The 16076-nt window shown below is 72.3% G+C and carries 15 protein-coding genes and 1 pseudogene; 7 read left to right on the top strand and 9 right to left on the bottom strand.

The window, feature by feature from the left end:
- Nucleotides 1–5: 5 nt before the first annotated feature.
- From ABD332_RS19995 to ABD332_RS19985, 3 genes are read right to left on the bottom strand one after another with little or no spacing between them, the layout of a single operon-like run.
- Nucleotides 6–578 carry a MerR family transcriptional regulator gene (locus ABD332_RS19995; protein ID WP_344503496.1) on the bottom strand — a complete coding sequence of 191 codons (573 nt, stop codon included), beginning with the start codon at nt 576–578 and terminating at the stop codon, nt 6–8.
- An 18-nt stretch (nt 579–596) separates the two neighbouring features.
- The gene (locus tag ABD332_RS19990) at nt 597–1901 is read right to left on the bottom strand and encodes a sensor histidine kinase (RefSeq protein WP_344503495.1); all 1305 of its coding nucleotides are present in this window, start codon (nt 1899–1901) and stop codon (nt 597–599) included.
- Nucleotides 1902–1936: 35 nt separating this feature from the next.
- The gene (locus tag ABD332_RS19985) at nt 1937–2596 is read right to left on the bottom strand and encodes a response regulator transcription factor (protein ID WP_203849905.1); all 660 of its coding nucleotides are present in this window, start codon (nt 2594–2596) and stop codon (nt 1937–1939) included.
- Between the two features lie 98 nt (nt 2597–2694).
- Between ABD332_RS19985 and ABD332_RS19980 the strand changes: the two genes are divergently transcribed.
- A complete protein-coding gene (locus ABD332_RS19980; protein WP_344503494.1) occupies nt 2695–3819 on the top strand; it encodes a LolA family protein in 1125 nt (374 codons plus the stop codon).
- A gap of 9 nt (nt 3820–3828) precedes the next feature.
- Here ABD332_RS19980 and ABD332_RS19975 read toward each other — a convergent pair whose 3' ends face one another.
- Nucleotides 3829–4671: an MHYT domain-containing protein gene (locus ABD332_RS19975; protein ID WP_344503493.1), complete on the bottom strand. Its 843-nt coding sequence runs from the start codon at nt 4669–4671 to the stop codon at nt 3829–3831.
- A gap of 111 nt (nt 4672–4782) precedes the next feature.
- Here ABD332_RS19975 and ABD332_RS19970 point away from each other — a divergent pair.
- Nucleotides 4783–5235: pseudogene (locus ABD332_RS19970) on the top strand (SRPBCC family protein); the annotation flags it as partial.
- 207 nt (nt 5236–5442) lie between these two features.
- Here the strand turns inward: ABD332_RS19970 and ABD332_RS19965 are convergent.
- On the bottom strand, nt 5443–6189 hold the full coding sequence (locus tag ABD332_RS19965; protein ID WP_344503492.1) for a class I SAM-dependent methyltransferase: 747 nt from the start codon (nt 6187–6189) through the stop codon (nt 5443–5445).
- Nucleotides 6190–6378: 189 nt separating this feature from the next.
- Complete coding sequence (locus tag ABD332_RS19960) at nt 6379–7356, bottom strand: terpene synthase family protein (protein WP_344503491.1); 978 nt, start codon at nt 7354–7356, stop codon at nt 6379–6381.
- 262 nt (nt 7357–7618) lie between these two features.
- Between ABD332_RS19960 and ABD332_RS19955 the strand changes: the two genes are divergently transcribed.
- Nucleotides 7619–7939, top strand: a complete 321-nt coding sequence (locus ABD332_RS19955) for a hypothetical protein (RefSeq protein ID WP_344503490.1) — start codon at nt 7619–7621, stop codon at nt 7937–7939.
- Nucleotides 7939–9723: a DUF6745 domain-containing protein gene (locus tag ABD332_RS19950; protein ID WP_344503489.1), complete on the top strand. Its 1785-nt coding sequence runs from the start codon at nt 7939–7941 to the stop codon at nt 9721–9723. Before ABD332_RS19955 ends, ABD332_RS19950 begins: the two co-directional genes overlap by 1 nt.
- A 19-nt stretch (nt 9724–9742) precedes the next feature.
- Here ABD332_RS19950 and ABD332_RS19945 read toward each other — a convergent pair whose 3' ends face one another.
- Complete coding sequence (locus ABD332_RS19945; protein WP_344503488.1) at nt 9743–9952, bottom strand: hypothetical protein; 210 nt, start codon at nt 9950–9952, stop codon at nt 9743–9745.
- Nucleotides 9953–10062: 110 nt separating this feature from the next.
- On the opposite strand from ABD332_RS19945, the gene ABD332_RS19940 reads away from it, so the two are divergent.
- Entirely contained in the window at nt 10063–11160 is a 1098-nt protein-coding gene (locus tag ABD332_RS19940; protein WP_344503487.1) for a winged helix DNA-binding domain-containing protein, read from the top strand.
- 4 nt (nt 11161–11164) lie between these two features.
- Nucleotides 11165–11494 carry a hypothetical protein gene (locus ABD332_RS19935; protein WP_344503486.1) on the top strand — a complete coding sequence of 110 codons (330 nt, stop codon included), beginning with the start codon at nt 11165–11167 and terminating at the stop codon, nt 11492–11494.
- On the opposite strand, the gene ABD332_RS19930 is transcribed toward ABD332_RS19935, so the two are convergent.
- Together ABD332_RS19930 and ABD332_RS19925 are read right to left on the bottom strand one after the other, a co-directional pair.
- A complete protein-coding gene (locus ABD332_RS19930) occupies nt 11485–13134 on the bottom strand; it encodes a CocE/NonD family hydrolase (protein ID WP_344503485.1) in 1650 nt (549 codons plus the stop codon). The two genes, ABD332_RS19935 and ABD332_RS19930, sit on opposite strands and share 10 nt — an antisense overlap.
- Nucleotides 13135–13145: 11 nt before the next feature.
- Nucleotides 13146–14048: a transglycosylase SLT domain-containing protein gene (locus ABD332_RS19925; protein ID WP_344503484.1), complete on the bottom strand. Its 903-nt coding sequence runs from the start codon at nt 14046–14048 to the stop codon at nt 13146–13148.
- Nucleotides 14049–14204: 156 nt separating this feature from the next.
- On the opposite strand from ABD332_RS19925, the gene typA reads away from it, so the two are divergent.
- Nucleotides 14205–16070 (top strand): translational GTPase TypA, encoded by a 1866-nt coding sequence (gene typA / locus ABD332_RS19920; protein ID WP_344503483.1) that lies wholly within the window; start codon nt 14205–14207, stop codon nt 16068–16070.
- Nucleotides 16071–16076: the final 6 nt, after the last annotated feature.

The raw sequence follows: 16076 nt of genomic DNA, 5'->3' as shown, positions 1-16076 counted from the left end.
GACTCTCATTGCCCACTCCCTAGCTCGGCACTCGTATCACGCGTCAGTCCGTTGGCCAGACCCAGCGCCGCCAGCAGCTCCAGCAGCGGCTTGGCGGCCGTCTGGATGGCGGCCACGTCGTCGGGCCCAGGTGTGCCGGGCAGCAGCAGCGTCACGTCACCGCCCAGCGGCACCCCGCTGAGCAGTGCGGGCGGTGGCGCCGGTGGCGGTGTGTGCGGTGCGGGCGGCTCGGCCCAGAACCGTGTCCTGGGTTGCTCGTGCTTCGGCAGGTCGGCGATCTCCCACAGGACAGCGTCGGGCGCCTCGGCAAGCTCGATCTGAATGTCGGCGATCCGCCTGCCTTCCGACTGGCGGCGTTTGATCGCCACCAGCTGCGCAAGGTGTCGCGGACCGTAGAGCGCGGTGCGGCCCCGCATGGTCGGGCGGTCGACGAGGCCGATCGTCGCATACCACCTGATGGCACGGGCGTCGGGAACGTCGCGCACCCGACCGTTGGGTGCGCCCGCATAGGCGGTGCCCTCGAGCGCGGCGGCAACACGTGCCGTCAGCTCGTCAAGCGTCCATCCCGTCGCGGTCACCCGCCAATCATGACACTGTCACATGACACTGTCAACAAATCGGGGCAGCCGGACCTCGGCCCGCACCCCCGGCCGCGCGTCCAGCAGCCGCACCGTGCCGCCGTGCCGCCGGACCAGCTCACGCACGATCGCCAGGCCGAGGCCGGTGCCGCCGGCGTCGCGGGCGCGGCCGTCGTCGAGGCGGGTGAAACGGTCGAAGACCCGCTCGCGCAGCGGCCCGGGGATGCCCTCCCCGTCGTCGGTGACAGTGACAACGACCTCCTGGCCGTCGGACTCCGCCTGCAGCACCACCTTGTTGCGGGCGTGCCGGACCGCGTTGTCGGCGAGGTTGAGCACCACCCTGATGAGCGCGTCCTGCTCGCCCTCCACCCACAGCGACTCACCCGACGGTTCGACGTCGACGCCGGTGTACCGCTTCGCCAAGGTCCTCAGCAGGCTCTGCATCTCGACCGGCTCCCGCGCCACCCGCCGCCCGTCGCGCTCGTCCGCCCTGGCCAGCAGGAGCAGGTCGTCGACCAGCCGGGACAGGCGGTCCAGGTCGGTCAGCAGGTCGTCGCCGACGGTCTGCCAGTCACCGAGCTGCTGCGCCACCTCGACCTGGATGCGCATGCTCGCCAGCGGGCTGCGCAGCTCGTGCGCCGCGTCCGCGATGAAGGACCGCTGCCTGGCCCGGGTCGTCGCGAGCCGGTCCAGCATGTGGTTGAGCGTCACCGCGAGCCGTTGGATCTCGTCGCTGGACGGCGGCACCGGCAGCCGCTCGTCGGTCGCCGCGCCGGTGATCCGCTCGGCGGACGCGCTGAGCCGGTCGACGGGCGCCAGCGCCTGCCCGACGACCTTCCAGGCGATCGCGACCAGGATGGTGACCAGCGCCGGGTACGTCACCCACAACGACGTCTTGAGCAGTTCGAGGCTGCGGTTGTAGTCGCCCAGCGGCACCGCGACCACGACGATCCGGCCGTCCTCGACCTGCCGCACGGTGACCCGCAACTGGTCGGGCTGCAGCGCCCGGTCGCCGGACACGGTGATCCGCTCGTGCAGCGCCTTGTCGATCTCGTCGCGATGCAGCAACGGCACGAGCAGGTCGGCGTTCCGGTCGCCGGCGACGACCCGGTGCTGGGCGTCGAGCACCTGCACGACCTGCCCCGCCGGCGCCGGCAGCGGCGACGGGAGCGTCGACCCCTCCTCCAGCATCGCGGCGATCTCGCCGACGGTCGTGTCGGCCGAGCGGTCCAGCGTGCCCCGGAAGCTGTACGTCATCGCGGTCGCCATCGCCACGCCGGCGATCGCGAGCCCGACGATCAGCCCGCTCGTACCGAGGAGCACCAGCCGGCCTCGAAGCGAAAGACGCGACCACCAGATCATGCTGACCTGAGCCGATATCCGGCGCCGCGGACCGTCTCGAGGGCGTCGCGACCCAGCTTGCGCCGCAGGTAGCCGACGTAGACCTCGACGGCGTTGGGCGCGGTGTCGATGCTGGCGTCCCACACGTGATCGAGCAGCTCGGTCTTCGACACCACCTGCCCGGGGCGGCGCATCAGGTACTCCAGCAGCGCGTATTCCCGCGCCGTCAGCACGATCTCCTCGCCGCCGCTGGTGACCCGCCGACGCGCCGGATCCAGGGTCAGCTCCCCGACCGTCAGGACGCTCGGCCGCTCCGGCGCGCCGCGGCGCAGCAGCGCGCGGAGGCGGGCGACCAGCACCACATACGAGAACGGCTTGGTCAGGTAGTCGTCGGCGCCGCAGTCGAGGCCGTCGGCCTGGTCGTACTCGCCGTCCTTCGCGGACAGCATGAGCACCGGCACCCAGTTCTTCTCCGCGCGCAGGGCGGACACCACCCGGTACCCGGACAGGCCGGGCAGCATGATGTCCAGGATCACCGCGTCGTAGCCGCCGTGTCTGGCCAGCTCAAGGCCGGTCGGCCCGTCCCCGGCGACGTCCACGGCGAACCCTTCCGCCTGCAGGCCGCGCTGCAGCGCCCCCGCCATGCGGATCTCATCCTCGACCACCAGCAGCCTCACGTGCACCAGCGTGGCACGCTGTGCTGTGGGAACGCACAGGCGGTCTCAGCGATGTCACAGCCGACCCCGCGCACCATGGTCGGCAGGAGGTGTACCCAATGTCGAAGTTCACGTCACGACCTGTCCTACGGTGGGCGGTGCCCGCGGTCGCCGCGGTCGCCGTGGTGGGTGCCGGCGTGGCCGCAAAGACCCTCGCCGTCGCCGCCGAGCCGAACCTGCCGCCGCGCACCGCCGCACAGCTGCTGGTCGATCTGCAGACCGCGCAGCTGGACGGCCTGTCCGGCACCGTCGTCGAGCGCGCCGACCTGGGCCTGCCGGCCCTGCCGTCGCTGCTGGGCGACCAGAGTTCGGAGCTCACGTCGCTTGTGTCGGGCAAGCACACCCTGCGGGTGTGGTACTCGGGACCTGACAAGGCCCGGTTGTCGCTGCTCGGCACGCAGGGGCAGAGCGACATCATCCACAACGGCTCCGACACCTGGACCTGGAACAGCAAGTCCGCGACGGCGCAGCACTACAAGAAGAACGGCGCCGAGACGGACCCGACGCAGAAGGGTCCGGTCCCCAGCGAGCTGCCGAAGAGTCCTCAGGAAGCGGCCGACCTCGCCCTCAAGGCGATCGACCCGACCACGCAGGTCTCCATCGGCAACTCCGCGAAGATCGCCGGCCGGGACGCGTACGAGCTGATCCTGCGCCCGCGTGACACGGCGTCGACGATCGGTCAGATCCGCCTGGCCATCGACGCGCAGGAGAAGCTGCCGCTGCGGGTGCAGGTGCTCGCCAAGGGCGACTCCAACCCGGCGTTCGAGGTGGCGTTCACGCAGGTGAGCTTCGCCCGGCCCGACGACTCGCAGTTCGTGTTCAACCCGCCGGCCGGCACCAAGGTCGAGGAGGCGGACCCGGGCAAGGCCGAGGGCGCCGGCAAGCAGCCGGAGCACAACGGCCAGCAGAACGGTGAGCAGCCCAAGAGCACCGTCATCGGCACCGGCTGGACCTCGGTCTTCGTCGTGCGGACCGGGCAGCCGGGGCAGGCCTCGACGGACCCCGCCGAGGAGAAGAAGGTGCAGGACGCCATCAACCAGCTCCCGCTGGGCAACGGCGGCCGGACGTTCAACAGCAAGCTGTTCAGCGTGCTGATCACCGACGACGGCCGGGTCCTGGCCGGAGCGGTGACCCCGGAGCGGCTCTCGCAGGTGGCCGCGGACCCGGCGGCCGCGCTCAAGTAGGCAACGAGATCACTGAGGGACCGGGGCGGCCTTGCCCCGGTCCCTTTCCTCGTGCCGGGCCGCCGCCGCGCGGTGCAGCGTCGCGATGGAGTACATGTCGCGGGCCCGCCGCAGCAGCTCCTCCTCGGACTCGGTGTTCTGCCGCACGGAGAAGCCGACCGTCGCGTACGCCAGGACGCTCAGCAGCACGCAGGCGGCCACGCAGACCGGCGTGAGCAGGGCCAGCGGGCTCGCACCGCTGACGGGCCCGCTCGACGGCACGGCGGCGACCCGCACCGCGGTCATCACCGCGTAATGCGTGCTGCAGGCCGCCAAGGCCATGATCGCCGCAGCGACGCCGAGCGCCCTGTTGCCGCGGACCGTCGACACGCACCACAGAGACACCGTCGCCCCGACGACCGCCGCGACGAGGGCGGCCAGGGCGGTCGCCGGGTCGTAGCCGACGGTGCCGGCGACGCGCATCGCGAGCGGCGCGGTGCTGTACGCCGCGGCCATGCCAGCGCCGGTGACGATCCCAGCCGGCAGCACCTTCCACAGCGACGGCCGGCCGAAGCCGACGATGTACAGGCCCAGGCAGTACACCACCACCGCGATGCCGAAACCGAGCGCCGTGATCGGCACGTCGTAGCGGACCACCCCGTCGGGCACGTCGGTGCCGAGCAGCGCCATGAAGTGCGGCACCCAGCTGCCCGCTCCCCCGATGCCGACGGCCGACAGGGTCAGCCACCGGGCTCTGCTGCCGCCGCTGGACGCCCTGGACCGGGCGGCGATGAACACGCCGAGCAGGCATCCGAGGAATGACAGGACGAGGGCGAGCGCCGGCGTGATGGCGCCGTAGGCGAAGTGCTCCACGATCGCCCATTCAGCCAGCGCGATGGGTGGGCCGGTCGGACAACCTGTGCGCGTTTGCCCTCACCCTGCGGGGGTAGCTGAGAGTGAGCACCGAGAGTAAGGGGAGCACACATGAGTCAGGTTGTGGAGAGCGTGGACGTGGCCGTGCCCGTCCGGACCGCTTACAACCAGTGGACCCAGTTCGAGGAGTTCCCGGCGTTCATGCACAGCGTGCGGGAGATCCGCCAGCTCGACGACACAAGGCTGCACTGGGTGGTGGAGTTCGGCGGTGTACGGCGTGAGTTCGACGCGCGCATCACCGAGCAGCACCCGGACGAACGGGTCGCCTGGACGTCGACGGAAGGCCCCAGGCACGCCGGTGTGGTGACGTTCCACCGGCTCGACGACACGCACAGCAGGGTGACCGCGCAGCTCGACATCGACCCGGAGGGCTTCGTCGAGAACGTCGCGGACAAGGTCGGCATCGTGGACCGGGTGATCAGGTCCGACATGGCGAACTTCCGCGAGTTCATCGAGCACCGGGGCGCGGAGACCGGGGCCTGGCGCGGCGACGTGGCCTCCCCCTCGACGGCTCCCGCCGCACCGAAACCCGGTTCGTGGCTGCACGGCGACGCGGTCCAGGCCGCGCCCGACCTCACGCAGAGCACCGACGTCACACGCATGCCGGACGCGGACGACTCCCGGCACGCCATCTGAGCTCCACTCTCCACCGCACCGGAAAAGCCGGCCGGCCAGCGTTCGCGCTGACCGGCCGGCGTGCTGTGTGCCGGGCTACCGCCGTCGCGCCGTGCTGAGCAGCCGGCCGCTGCCCAGGGTGTACGGTGCGCCGTCCGGCCCGCCGAACAGCTCCACGTCCGCGAACCCGCCGGCGCGCAGCAGCTCGCCGAGGTGCCCGCTGGTGTAGACGTGGTGCACGGCGGTCGCGGTGAGCCGCTCCTCGCCGCGCGTGAACGTGTACGTGCTGAGCATCCGGCTCGCGACCACGTCGTAGTCGGTGCTCGTCTCGACGGTGATGTCGCCGGTGCGCATCATCCGGTCCGCCTTGGTGAAGCCGGGCAGGACCGACTCCGCCGCCGCGCTGAAGTCGACGACGAACCAGCCGCCGGGGCGCAGCGCCGCGGCCGCCGCCGCCACGAACTCGGGCAGCTCGGCCGGCTCCAGGTAGCCGAAGCTGTTGCCGAGGCACAGCACGGCGTCGAACTCGCCGGTCCGCGGGATGTCCCGCATCTCGGCGACCCTGAACTCGACCTCCAGGCCGTTCTTCGCCTGTACGGCGTGTGCGATGGCCTCTTCGGAGATGTCCACGCCGGTGACACGGTGGCCGCGGGCGGCGAGGGCGAGGCTGTGCCGGCCGCTGCCGCAGGGCACGTCGAGCACCCGTGCCCCGGGTCTGATCCTCGTCTCGATGAAGTCGACGTCGGCGGCGGTCATCTCGGGTCCGGCGACGCGGCGCCAGAACTCGTTCGGGAGCTCGGTGAAGAAGTCCGCGTACCACGCGGACTGGACGTGCTGGGACAACTGAGGATCTCCTCTTGGATGTGCACGATCGGGGTCTCCGCGTCGCCCGGGCACACCTCGGCAGACCATCGGACCGCGTCGGGTCCGTGGTTCACCGGCGACCCGGGACCGTGTCCCGGGCAGGCATGGCATCCTCCAAGAAGCTGTTGCGCCGACGGTACCAGCGACGCATCGACAGCCGGAAGCGCCTTATTCGACCGGTCGGCGCTGTGCGGGGACCCTCGTCTCCGCCGGGGTCGTGCTCTCCGAGGGCGTGTAACGGCCCGACTCCATCGACCAGTCGACGTTGCCGCGGATCCAGTGCGCGAAGTCGCCGGCGACGGCCGCGACCGCGAAGTCGCCCGCGAGCGGCCCGGCCTGGAACCGCTCACGGGCCGCGATGAACTCCTCCACCAGGGCGTCGTGCTCGGCGACCGCCACGCGGACCGCCGCCTCCACCGGCAGCCGGCGCTCGTGCCGCAGGGCGAGCACGATGTTGTGGTGGTCGCCGGCGGCCTCCTCCTTCGGCCACGACACGAGGTCGTTGAAGATCGCGGTGATCATCCCGGCGGAGCGGCGCATCACGGCGAAGTCCGCGTCCTCGAACACCCCCGGGGACAGCTCGACGCCGTGCATGGGCTCGATGAGGTCGAAGAACATGTCGATGGCCGCGGTGCGGAAGCGCATGGTGCGGTACTCGGCGACGGGCGGCGGACGGTTGGCGGCGCGGTTGCCGGCCTCCCAGACGGTGGCCTCCAGATAGTCGCCGACGTGGGCGACGAACCGCTCCCGCCAGGCCGGCCCGACGCGCTGCCTGGTGCGCCGCCACACCTCGGCGACGGCCCTGAGGTGGCCCTTCGGGTCCTCGCCGTCGTCGTCGAGCAGTTGCATGACCTCGTCGACGAGGCGCCTGGTCGCCGCCGGGTCGCCGGCCCGCTCGAGGCGGTCGTCGAGGGCGAAGACGCTGATCAGCCAGGCGGTGGCGAGCTGCAGGTCGGCGGGTGCGGCGTCGGGGTAGGTGCGGGCCATCAGGTTGGCGAACCTTGCCCTGGCGAACGCGGCCCGGGCGCCCGCGCGGTCGAGCAGGCCGTGCCTGGTGGCCCAGTGCAGCGACCAGCGCTGGACGAGGTCGGCGTGCGGCGAGAGGCGCGGTGCGAACGGGCACAGGACCGCCAGCGTCGACTGCATGATGCACCCCTCTTGCCCCAGGAGGTCTTCATGGTCGCTGCTTTTCAGGGATTACGCGACCCTGTTCGAGGGTTTCGAGTTGATATTCCTTTTTGTCGAGTTACGCGCGGGCCGCACAGGTGCCGTATTGAGCTTGACCGAGGTCCATGGGTCCCCGGCCTTCGGCGGGCGTGAAAAAGTGTCGTACCCCGGCGCTATCGTGCGCTTGTTCGGCTGGTTCGGCGCTGTCTGTTTGTTCGGCCTTTTTCTTGGAGGTACGGCCGTGTATCGACAAGGTGACGTCCTGCTGGTGCCCATCGCCGCGGGTGAGGTGCCCGCGACCGCGGTGCCCGCCCCGCGCGACCGCTCCGGCCGCATGATCCTCGCCCGTGGCGAGGCGACCGGCCACGCCCACGTGATCGTCGGGCCCGACACGCTGCTGCTCGCCGACCGTGACGACATCGACCGGCTCTTCGTCAAGGTCGTGTCCAAGGCGAGGGTCGTCCACGAGGAGCACGGCTCGATCGCGATCCCAGCCGGGGCGTACCGGATCATCCGCCAGCGCGAATACGTGCCCGGCTCGTGGCGTCCGGTGGCGGACTGATGACCACGACCCCGCTCACCTCCGAGACCAGCGCCGCGGCGCTCGGCGCCAACGCGGCGAAGTGGCTCGCCGCGGGCCTGTCGACCGCGCCCGCCGACCGCGAGGCCGCCGCCGAGGCGGTCCGCCTGGCCTACCGCTCGGCCGGCCTGCCCGAGCCCGCGCACATCGTGTGGTTCGCCTCACCGGCCGCGGGCGCCAGGGCGGCCGCCCTGCTCACCGGCCGCCGCGACCTGCCGGGCCCGGCCGCCGCCCCGCGACCCATGACCACCGCCGCCCGCCGCGCCGCCCGGGCCGGTCTCGCCCTGCCCACCACCCGCCTGGGCGTGGGGACCGCGGCCGCCTTCAGCGACGACGACGTGCTCGTGGCCGAGGAGCTGCGCGCCCAGGGCTGCCCACCCGTCCCGGGCACGGCCGGCGTCTCGGTCCGCGCCGCCGTCCGCACCACCCCGTGGGCCGCCGCGCGCGCCGAGGTCCACGAGTCGCTCGGCCCCGACGGCTGGGCCCGCCTGTGGGCCGCCTGCGGCGCCGACGTGTGGCGCATGGTCAACGACCGCGTCGCCGCCCCGCTGCGCACCCACCTGCGCAACGAGCTGCCCGCTCACGCCCGCACCGTCCTCCTCGACGCCGTCTCCGGCCAGCACGACGCGGGCTGGCTTGCCGCCTTCGACGCGGCCGCTTCTCGCGCCGACACGCCCGGCGCGCTGTCCCTGCCTCTGCCGCGCGACGGCGGTTCGGGCTCGGGCGGCTCCGTGCACGCCGGCTCCGACGGCCGGGATGCCGCGTCCGCCGCTTCCCCGGGTGGTGGCGCCCAGGGCCTTGCGCCCGGCGCTTCCTCGGGTGATAGCGCCCAGGGCCTCGCGTCCGGTGCTTCCTTGGGTGATGGCTCCCGGGGCGGAGGGTGGGGCGGCAGTTCGCGCGGTGGTGGCTCCAGGCCGGGTGGTTCTGTGCGCGGCGGCGCTCCCGGCGGGTGGGCCGGCAGTTCGCGGGGCGGTGGGCTCCGGGCCGACAGCCCGCGCGGCGGCGGCTGGTCCGGAGAAGTCCAGGGCGACGGATGGGCCGAGGACGCTCAGGGTGACGGCCTCCGGGGCGGCGAATGGGCCGGAGGCGCTCAGGCCGACGGCCACCCGGCCGGCGGCGCGGGAGTCGCACACTCGTCCGGGGGCCTCGGAGTCGACGCCCAGCGGGGCGACGGCGCGCGGGCCGACGGGGGCAGGGCCGACACCGCGGTGCTGCGTGCCGCGCAGCGGCTCGCGGGGCTGGCGGGTGTGGCGCGGTCCGCCGGGTGGTGGTGGCCGTATGCCAACGTCGCCATCCTGACCGACCGGCCCGTCGAGCTGCACCGCGACAACGTGGGCCGGCTGCACGCCGCCGACACCCCCGCGCTGCGCTACGGCGACGGGTTCGCGCTGCACGCGTGGCGCGGCATGCCGATCCCCTCGGAGCTCGTGCACCGGCTCGCCCGCCTGACCCACGCCGAGATCGCCGCGGAGCGCAACGCCGAGCTGCGGCGCGTCATGCTCGAGCACTTCGGCTATGAGCGCTACCTGCGGGAAGCGGGCGCGCGGCGGCTCGGCTCCGACGCGTGCGGCGTCCTGTGGCAGCTGCGCTTCGCCGACGACGAGCCGCTCACCATGGTGGAGGTCATCAACAGCACCCCGGAGCCCGACGGCACCAGCCGCATCTACTGGCTGCGCGTCCCACCGACCACCCGCACCCCTCGGGAGGGGGTGGCCTGGACGTTCGGGCTCACCGAGCAGGAGTACCAGCCGCTGGTCGAGACCTGATCGGCGCGGGCCGGCGGGGTCAGCCGCCGCCGCGTTGCGCCTCGACCTGCGCGCGGCTCGGGCCGAGGTCCGGCCAGTCGCGCTTCGGGTCGGTCTCGACGAGCTCGACCGTGTCGCTGGGGCGGATGCGGGCGGGCAGCTCGCCGAACCTGGCATGCCGCAGGAAGGCCAGGTCCGGATCGCTGAACGTGATCCTGGCCGAGCCGTCGTCCGCCGTGTCGCTCGTCATACCGACAATCGTCCGCCGGGCCCGGGCCGGTACGCAAGGCCGCCGGCCGCCGGCACGGGCGCCTTCGGGGTTGGGATGCGGGGTGAGCTGTGGGACACGAGAATGGGGCGATGCCGAGCGTGGGGCGGGCGAAGGTGCTCGCGTACCGGACCGTCGCCAACCAGCTGCACGAGCGGGTCGACGCCGACCCGGGTGACCTCGCGGTGCTCGACCTCGGGGTGCCCAACGTGCCGGCCGGGACGGCGCGGCAGGCCCTCGCCGCCCGGACGAGCAGGTTCGACGGGGACCTCGCGATGGTGTGGTCGACCCGGGGCGCACGCCACCTGCACCGGCGGGCGGACCTGCCGGGGCTGGTCGCGGCGCTGTGGCCGGTGAGCGACGCCGACGCGGAGGCCAGGTTCGGCAGCAAGCAGATCCCCGACGGCGGCAAGCTGGGGATCGGGGCGTTCCGGGCGACGGCCGGGGCGTTCGCGGCGGTGGTCAAGGGGCCGACGTCGAAGGGTGACGCGAGCCGAGGCGTCAGCGACCTCGTCCCGGAGGCGTTGACGTACTACTGCGGGCCGTGCAAGGCGACGCACATCGCCGGGTCGGTGTTCCAGCAGGCGGGGCTCGCGGGTGGGGTGCAGCTCGACGAGGCGGCGGCGACCAGCGTGCTGCTGCCGATCGACGACCCGCCGCCCGTGCCGGAGGGGCCGGGCGACCCGTCGGGGCTGATCCGCGCGTACCTGCGGCTGCTCGGACCCGCGACGCCCAGCGACGTCGCGAAGTACCTCGGCACGACCGTCACGGCGATCAAGCCGGCGTGGCCGGATGGCCTGGCGGAGGTGAGCGTCGACGGGCGCAAGACGTGGATCCCCGAGGAGTGCCTGGCGGACCTGCTGGACGCCGGGCCGGTGCACGGGGTGCGGCTGCTGCCGGCGTCCGATCCGTTCCTGCAGGCGCGGGACCGCGGCGTACTGACGCCGCAGAAGGAACGGGAGAGGGAGGTCTGGCGGGTGCTCGGCAACCCCGGGGCGCTGCTGGTCGACGGGGACCTCGCGGGGTCGTGGCGGGCGAAGGTCGCGGGGAAGCGGCTGGCGGTGACGGTGTCGGCGTGGGGGCCGCTGCGGGCGCCGGTGCGGGCCGCGATCGACGAGGAGGCGCAGCGGGCGGCGGCCGCGCGGGGCATCCCCACCGCCGAGGTCACCGTGGAGCGTGGGGATACTTGAGCGCATGAGTTACTTGATCGCGTTCGCGTCGCGACGGTTGGTGGAGGACGAGTCGCTCCTCCCTGGGTACGTGTACCACGACCCCGAGGACGCGACCCTGCCGGCCGCGCCCGACGGGCGGAAGGCCAGCGGGTGGAACCTGCTGGTCGGTGACGAGACCGACGAGCAGCTCGCCGACGCGGGTGAGCTGCTCATGCCCGACCTGGAGTGGCTCGTCGAGCGCTACCCGGCGTTCGGCAAGGTCGTCAGCGCGGGTTCCGAGGGGCGGCAGTTCGAGTGGGACGCCGACTCCGGCACCTACACCGACGTCGGCCCCTCCACGTTTCAGGACTGAGGCCCCGGCACCGGCAGGATGATCGACGACGGGGCAAGGATCTCCTGCCGGACGGCGCGCAGCTCCAGCTCATGACCGAGCGGCGCGCCCGTGCCCGGGTTGCGCGAGAAGCGCGGGTGCGCCCCGCCGCTGACCTGGACCCGGATGCGGCGCCCCGCCGCGAACCGGTACGCGGTCGGCCACAGCTCCACCCGCACCTCGACCCCGCCGCCACCTGTGGCGCGGGCGAGCCCGTCGCAGATGTTCCACGAGCGGTCCTGCTCGTCCACCTCGCACAGCCGGACGAACACGTCGAAATGCGGCACGAGGTCGCGGTCGGTGAACGGCGTGCCGTCCGGCCGGACGCAGGCAGCCCGGACGGTGATCTCCGCGGCGATCGGGCCGACCACCTCCAGGGGCTCCTCGAGGGGTTCGGACGTGAACGTCAGCACGTCCGGTCGCGCCTCGAGCGGATGGTTGTCGCGCCGGCCGGAGATCTTGCCGATGAGCCGCGGGCCGCCGAGCGCCGGCGTCGGGTCCTTCGGGTCGTACGTGAACCCTTCCAGCCGCTCGCCGTCCGGCGCGGCGGTGGCGCTCAGGCCGCCGTCGCGGCCCAGGTGCAACCGGCGCGTCCCACCGTCCACGGGAGGCCATTCCGGCAGCTCGCGCCACGTGTCGGTGCCGCCGACGTGGACCCGGACGGGCTGTTCGCGGATGCTTTCGGGGCCGCCGGTGTGCGCGCGGAACCAGGCGACGGCCTCGGCCGCGGAGTGCTGGAAGAGCCCGGCGCTGCCGTGGTGCCACGGGCCGACGGTGAGGTGCGGCCGGAGGCCCGCCGCCTGTAACGCGGTGTAGTCGGCCAGTTGCCATGGCAGGAAGATGTCGTACCAGCCGCCTATCATCAGGACCGGCGCGGTGACCTTCGGCAGGGTGTGGGTGTGTCCGCGCTGAGTCCAGTAGGGGGAGGTGGGGTCGGCCTCGGCGAGCCACCGCTGGAAGAACTCGACCTCGGCTCCGGTCGTGATGCGGTCCGCCTCGGCGAGCGGCACGCGGGCGAGGCCGCGCTGCAGTCTCGGCTGGCCGCGCAGCAGGTCGACGGCGTTGTCCAGCCGGGTGCCGCGCTGCGCGTCGAGGATCGCCGACCAGGTGAGCACGGTGTCGAGGGAGAAGGCGCCGCCGGCGTAGGTCGGCGGGCCGAAGTCGGAGGCGGTGACGATCGTGGCCATCGCCTGGAGCTCGTCGCCCGCCTCGGCCGCGAGCGCCCACTGCACGAAACCGACGTAGCTGGGGCCGTAGGTGAGGAGGCGGCCGTCGTACCAACGCTGCAACCGCAACCAGTCGAGGGTGTCGAGGCCGTCCTCGCGCTCCTGCAGCAGCGGCTCGAACGTGCCGCCGGAGTCCGACGTGCCCCGGCACGACTGGATCAGCACGTTGAAGCCGCGCTGGGCGACGGCCCGGCACAGCACGCTGGTGGGCGCGCCGCGGCCGTAGGGCGTGCGCACCAGCACCGTGGGCAGCGCGGCGTCGAGGGCCGGGCCGTAGTGGTCGGCGCGCAGGATCGCGCCGTCGCGCATCCGGACGGGGATGCCCTTGGTGACGCGGACGCGTCCGGTCAGCGCGGGCGGGAGCTTCAGCAGTCGGCCTACGGGGTCGAGCCTCATGCCGCCCTACGTTAGTAGTCGTTGCAGCAGCGGCCCATGAGCGCCTTGACGTTGTTGACGTAGTTCCAGTTGGTGATCCCGGCGTCACCCTTGGTGAGGTCGACCGCGCCGGCGCCGTTGTTGTAGGCGGACACGACCGCGTTGAGCAGCGTCGGGTCGGCGCCCATGATGTCGAACGTGCCGAGCTGCTCGCCGAAGTAGCGGATCGCCCAGGCCAGGTACTGCCCGCCGAGCATCACGTTGTCCTTCGGGGTGTCGATCTTCCAGCTGGTGCCGAAGCGCTGGTTCATCCAGGTCTCGGTGTTGGGCATGACCTGCATGACCCCGACGCCCCCGTCGCAGGCGTAGATGTTGGACTGCCAGCCGCTCTCCTGGTCGGCCACCCCGTACATCAGCCGCTTCGGGACCCTGATGGCCTGCACCTCGGCGGGGGTGCTGCTGCCCCAGAACTGTTTCGTGGACGCCGCGTCCAGATACTCGCGGACGCTCGACTTCGGCAGCTGGGTGCCCTTGTACGTGGGCTGACAGCCGGGCTTCGCGCTGACCTTCGGCGGCGGGGGCGGCAGCGCGGTCTGCTTCGGCGGCGCGATCGACTTCTTCGTCGGGACCTTCGAGGGCGTCGCGGACGGGGTGGGGCTCGGCGGCGGCGGCGCCGACGTCGCCGCCACGACCACCTCGCTCGCCTCGGTGCTCGGCTCGGCCTCCACCTGCGACGGCCGCGAGCCGGCGGACGTGGGCTTCGGATCCTTGCCCTTGACGAGGACCGTGAGCCCGCCGAGCGCGACCAGGACGACCACGACGAGCGCGCCCAACAGGAAGATCATCCCCGGACGCCGCCGGCGCGGCGCGTCCTCCTCGATCCCCCAGCGCTGCTCAGCGGTGTCGTCGTCCCCATAGAAGCTGCCGTAGCTCATCGATGCCTCCCCGTCCTGGCACGCTATCGCGGACCGCGCCGGCCCGCTGTCCCCTATGACGTCGGAGGAGGCCGGTTTCGATGAGTCCGGGCGCGGTACATCACATCGCGCACTGTGCGTGACGGCACCCTCGGGCCGCCTGGAACAATGGATGCCATGCAGACCCGCGCAGACCTCCGCAACGTCGCCATCGTCGCTCACGTCGACCACGGCAAGACCACCCTTGTCGACGCGATGCTGCGGCAGAGCGGCGCGTTCCACGCGCGCGCGGAGCAGGTCGACCGGGTGATGGACTCGATGGACCTGGAGCGCGAGAAGGGCATCACCATTCTCGCGAAGAACACCGCCGTGCGCTATGTCCCTGCCGACGGCGGAGCCCCGACCACGATCAACATCATCGACACCCCCGGCCACGCCGACTTCGGCGGTGAGGTCGAGCGCGGCCTGACGATGGTCGACGGCGTGGTCCTGCTCGTCGACGCCTCCGAGGGCCCGTTGCCGCAGACCCGGTTCGTGCTGCGCAAGGCGCTGAAGGCCCGCCTGCCGATCATCCTGGTGATCAACAAGGTGGACCGCCCCGACGCCCGGATCAAGGAGGTCATCGACGAGACGTACGAGCTCTTCCTCGACCTCGACGCCGACGAGCACCAGATCGAGTTCCCGATCGTCTACGCCTGCGCCCGCGACGGCATCGCCTCGCTGAGCCAGCCCGAGGACGGCACGGTGCCCGCCGACAGCGACGACCTGCAGCCGCTCTTCCAGACCCTGCTCAACACCATCCCGGCCCCGTCCTACACGGAGGGCGCGCCGCTGCAGGCGCACGTCACCAACCTCGACGCGTCGCCGTTCCTCGGCCGGCTCGCACTGTGCCGGGTCCGCGAAGGCAAGATCCGCAAGGGCCAGACCGTCGCCTGGATCCGCACCGACGGCACCGTGCAGAACGTCCGCATCTCCGAGCTGCTGATGACCCAGGGCCTGGAGCGCAAGCCCGCCGAGGAGGCCGGGCAGGGTGACATCATCGCGCTCGCCGGCATCCCCGACATCATGATCGGCGAGACCCTCGCCGACGCGGAGAACCCGGTCGCGCTGCCCCTCATCACCGTCGACGAGCCGGCGATCTCGATGACCATCGGCACCAACCAGTCACCGCTCGCCGGCAAGGTCAAGGGCACCAAGGTCACCGCCCGCCTGGTCAAGGACCGCCTCGACCGCGAGATGGTCGGCAACGTGTCGCTGCGCATCCTCCCGACCGAGCGCCCCGACACGTGGGAGGTCCAGGGCCGCGGCGAGCTCGCCCTCGCCATCCTCGTCGAACAGATGCGCCGCGAGGGCTATGAGCTGACCGTCGGCAAGCCGCAGGTCGTCACCCGCGAGGTCGACGGCAAGGTGCACGAGCCGGTCGAGCGCCTCACGATCGACGCCCCCGACGAATACCTGGGCGCCATCACCCAGCTCCTCGCCACCCGCAAGGGCCGCATGGAGCAGATGGTCAACCACGGCACCGGCTGGATCCGCATGGAGTGGCTGGTCCCGGCCCGCGGCCTCATCGGCTTCCGCACCGAGTTCCTCACCGACACCCGCGGCACCGGCATCCTGCACCACGTCTTCGAGAAGTACGAGCCGTGGTTCGGCGAGCTGCGCATGCGCGCCACCGGCTCCCTCGTCGCCGACCGGGCCGGCGTCGCCACCCCCTTCGCGATGATGAACCTCCAGGAGCGCGGCTCCATGTTCATCGAGCCCACCACCGAGGTGTACGAGGGCATGATCGTCGGCGAGAACTCCCGCGCCGACGACATGGACGTCAACATCACCAAGGAGAAGAAGCTCACCAACATGCGCTCGTCCGCCTCGGACGAGACGGAGAAGCTCATCCCGCCGCGCAAGCTCACCCTGGAGCAGGCCCTCGAGTTCTGCCGCGAGGACGAGTGCGTCGAGGTCACCCCGACCGCCGTCCGCATCCGCAAGGTCATGCTCGACCAGAAGGACCGCGAGCGCGTCGCCCGCAAGCGCTCCCACGCCTGATCTGTC

The organism is Dactylosporangium maewongense (assembly GCF_039531485.1).
Classification (GTDB): Bacteria; Actinomycetota; Actinomycetes; order Mycobacteriales; family Micromonosporaceae; genus Dactylosporangium; species Dactylosporangium maewongense.
The sequence above is the reverse complement of the archived record's forward strand: the minus strand, read 5'-3'. Positions and strand labels throughout refer to the sequence as shown.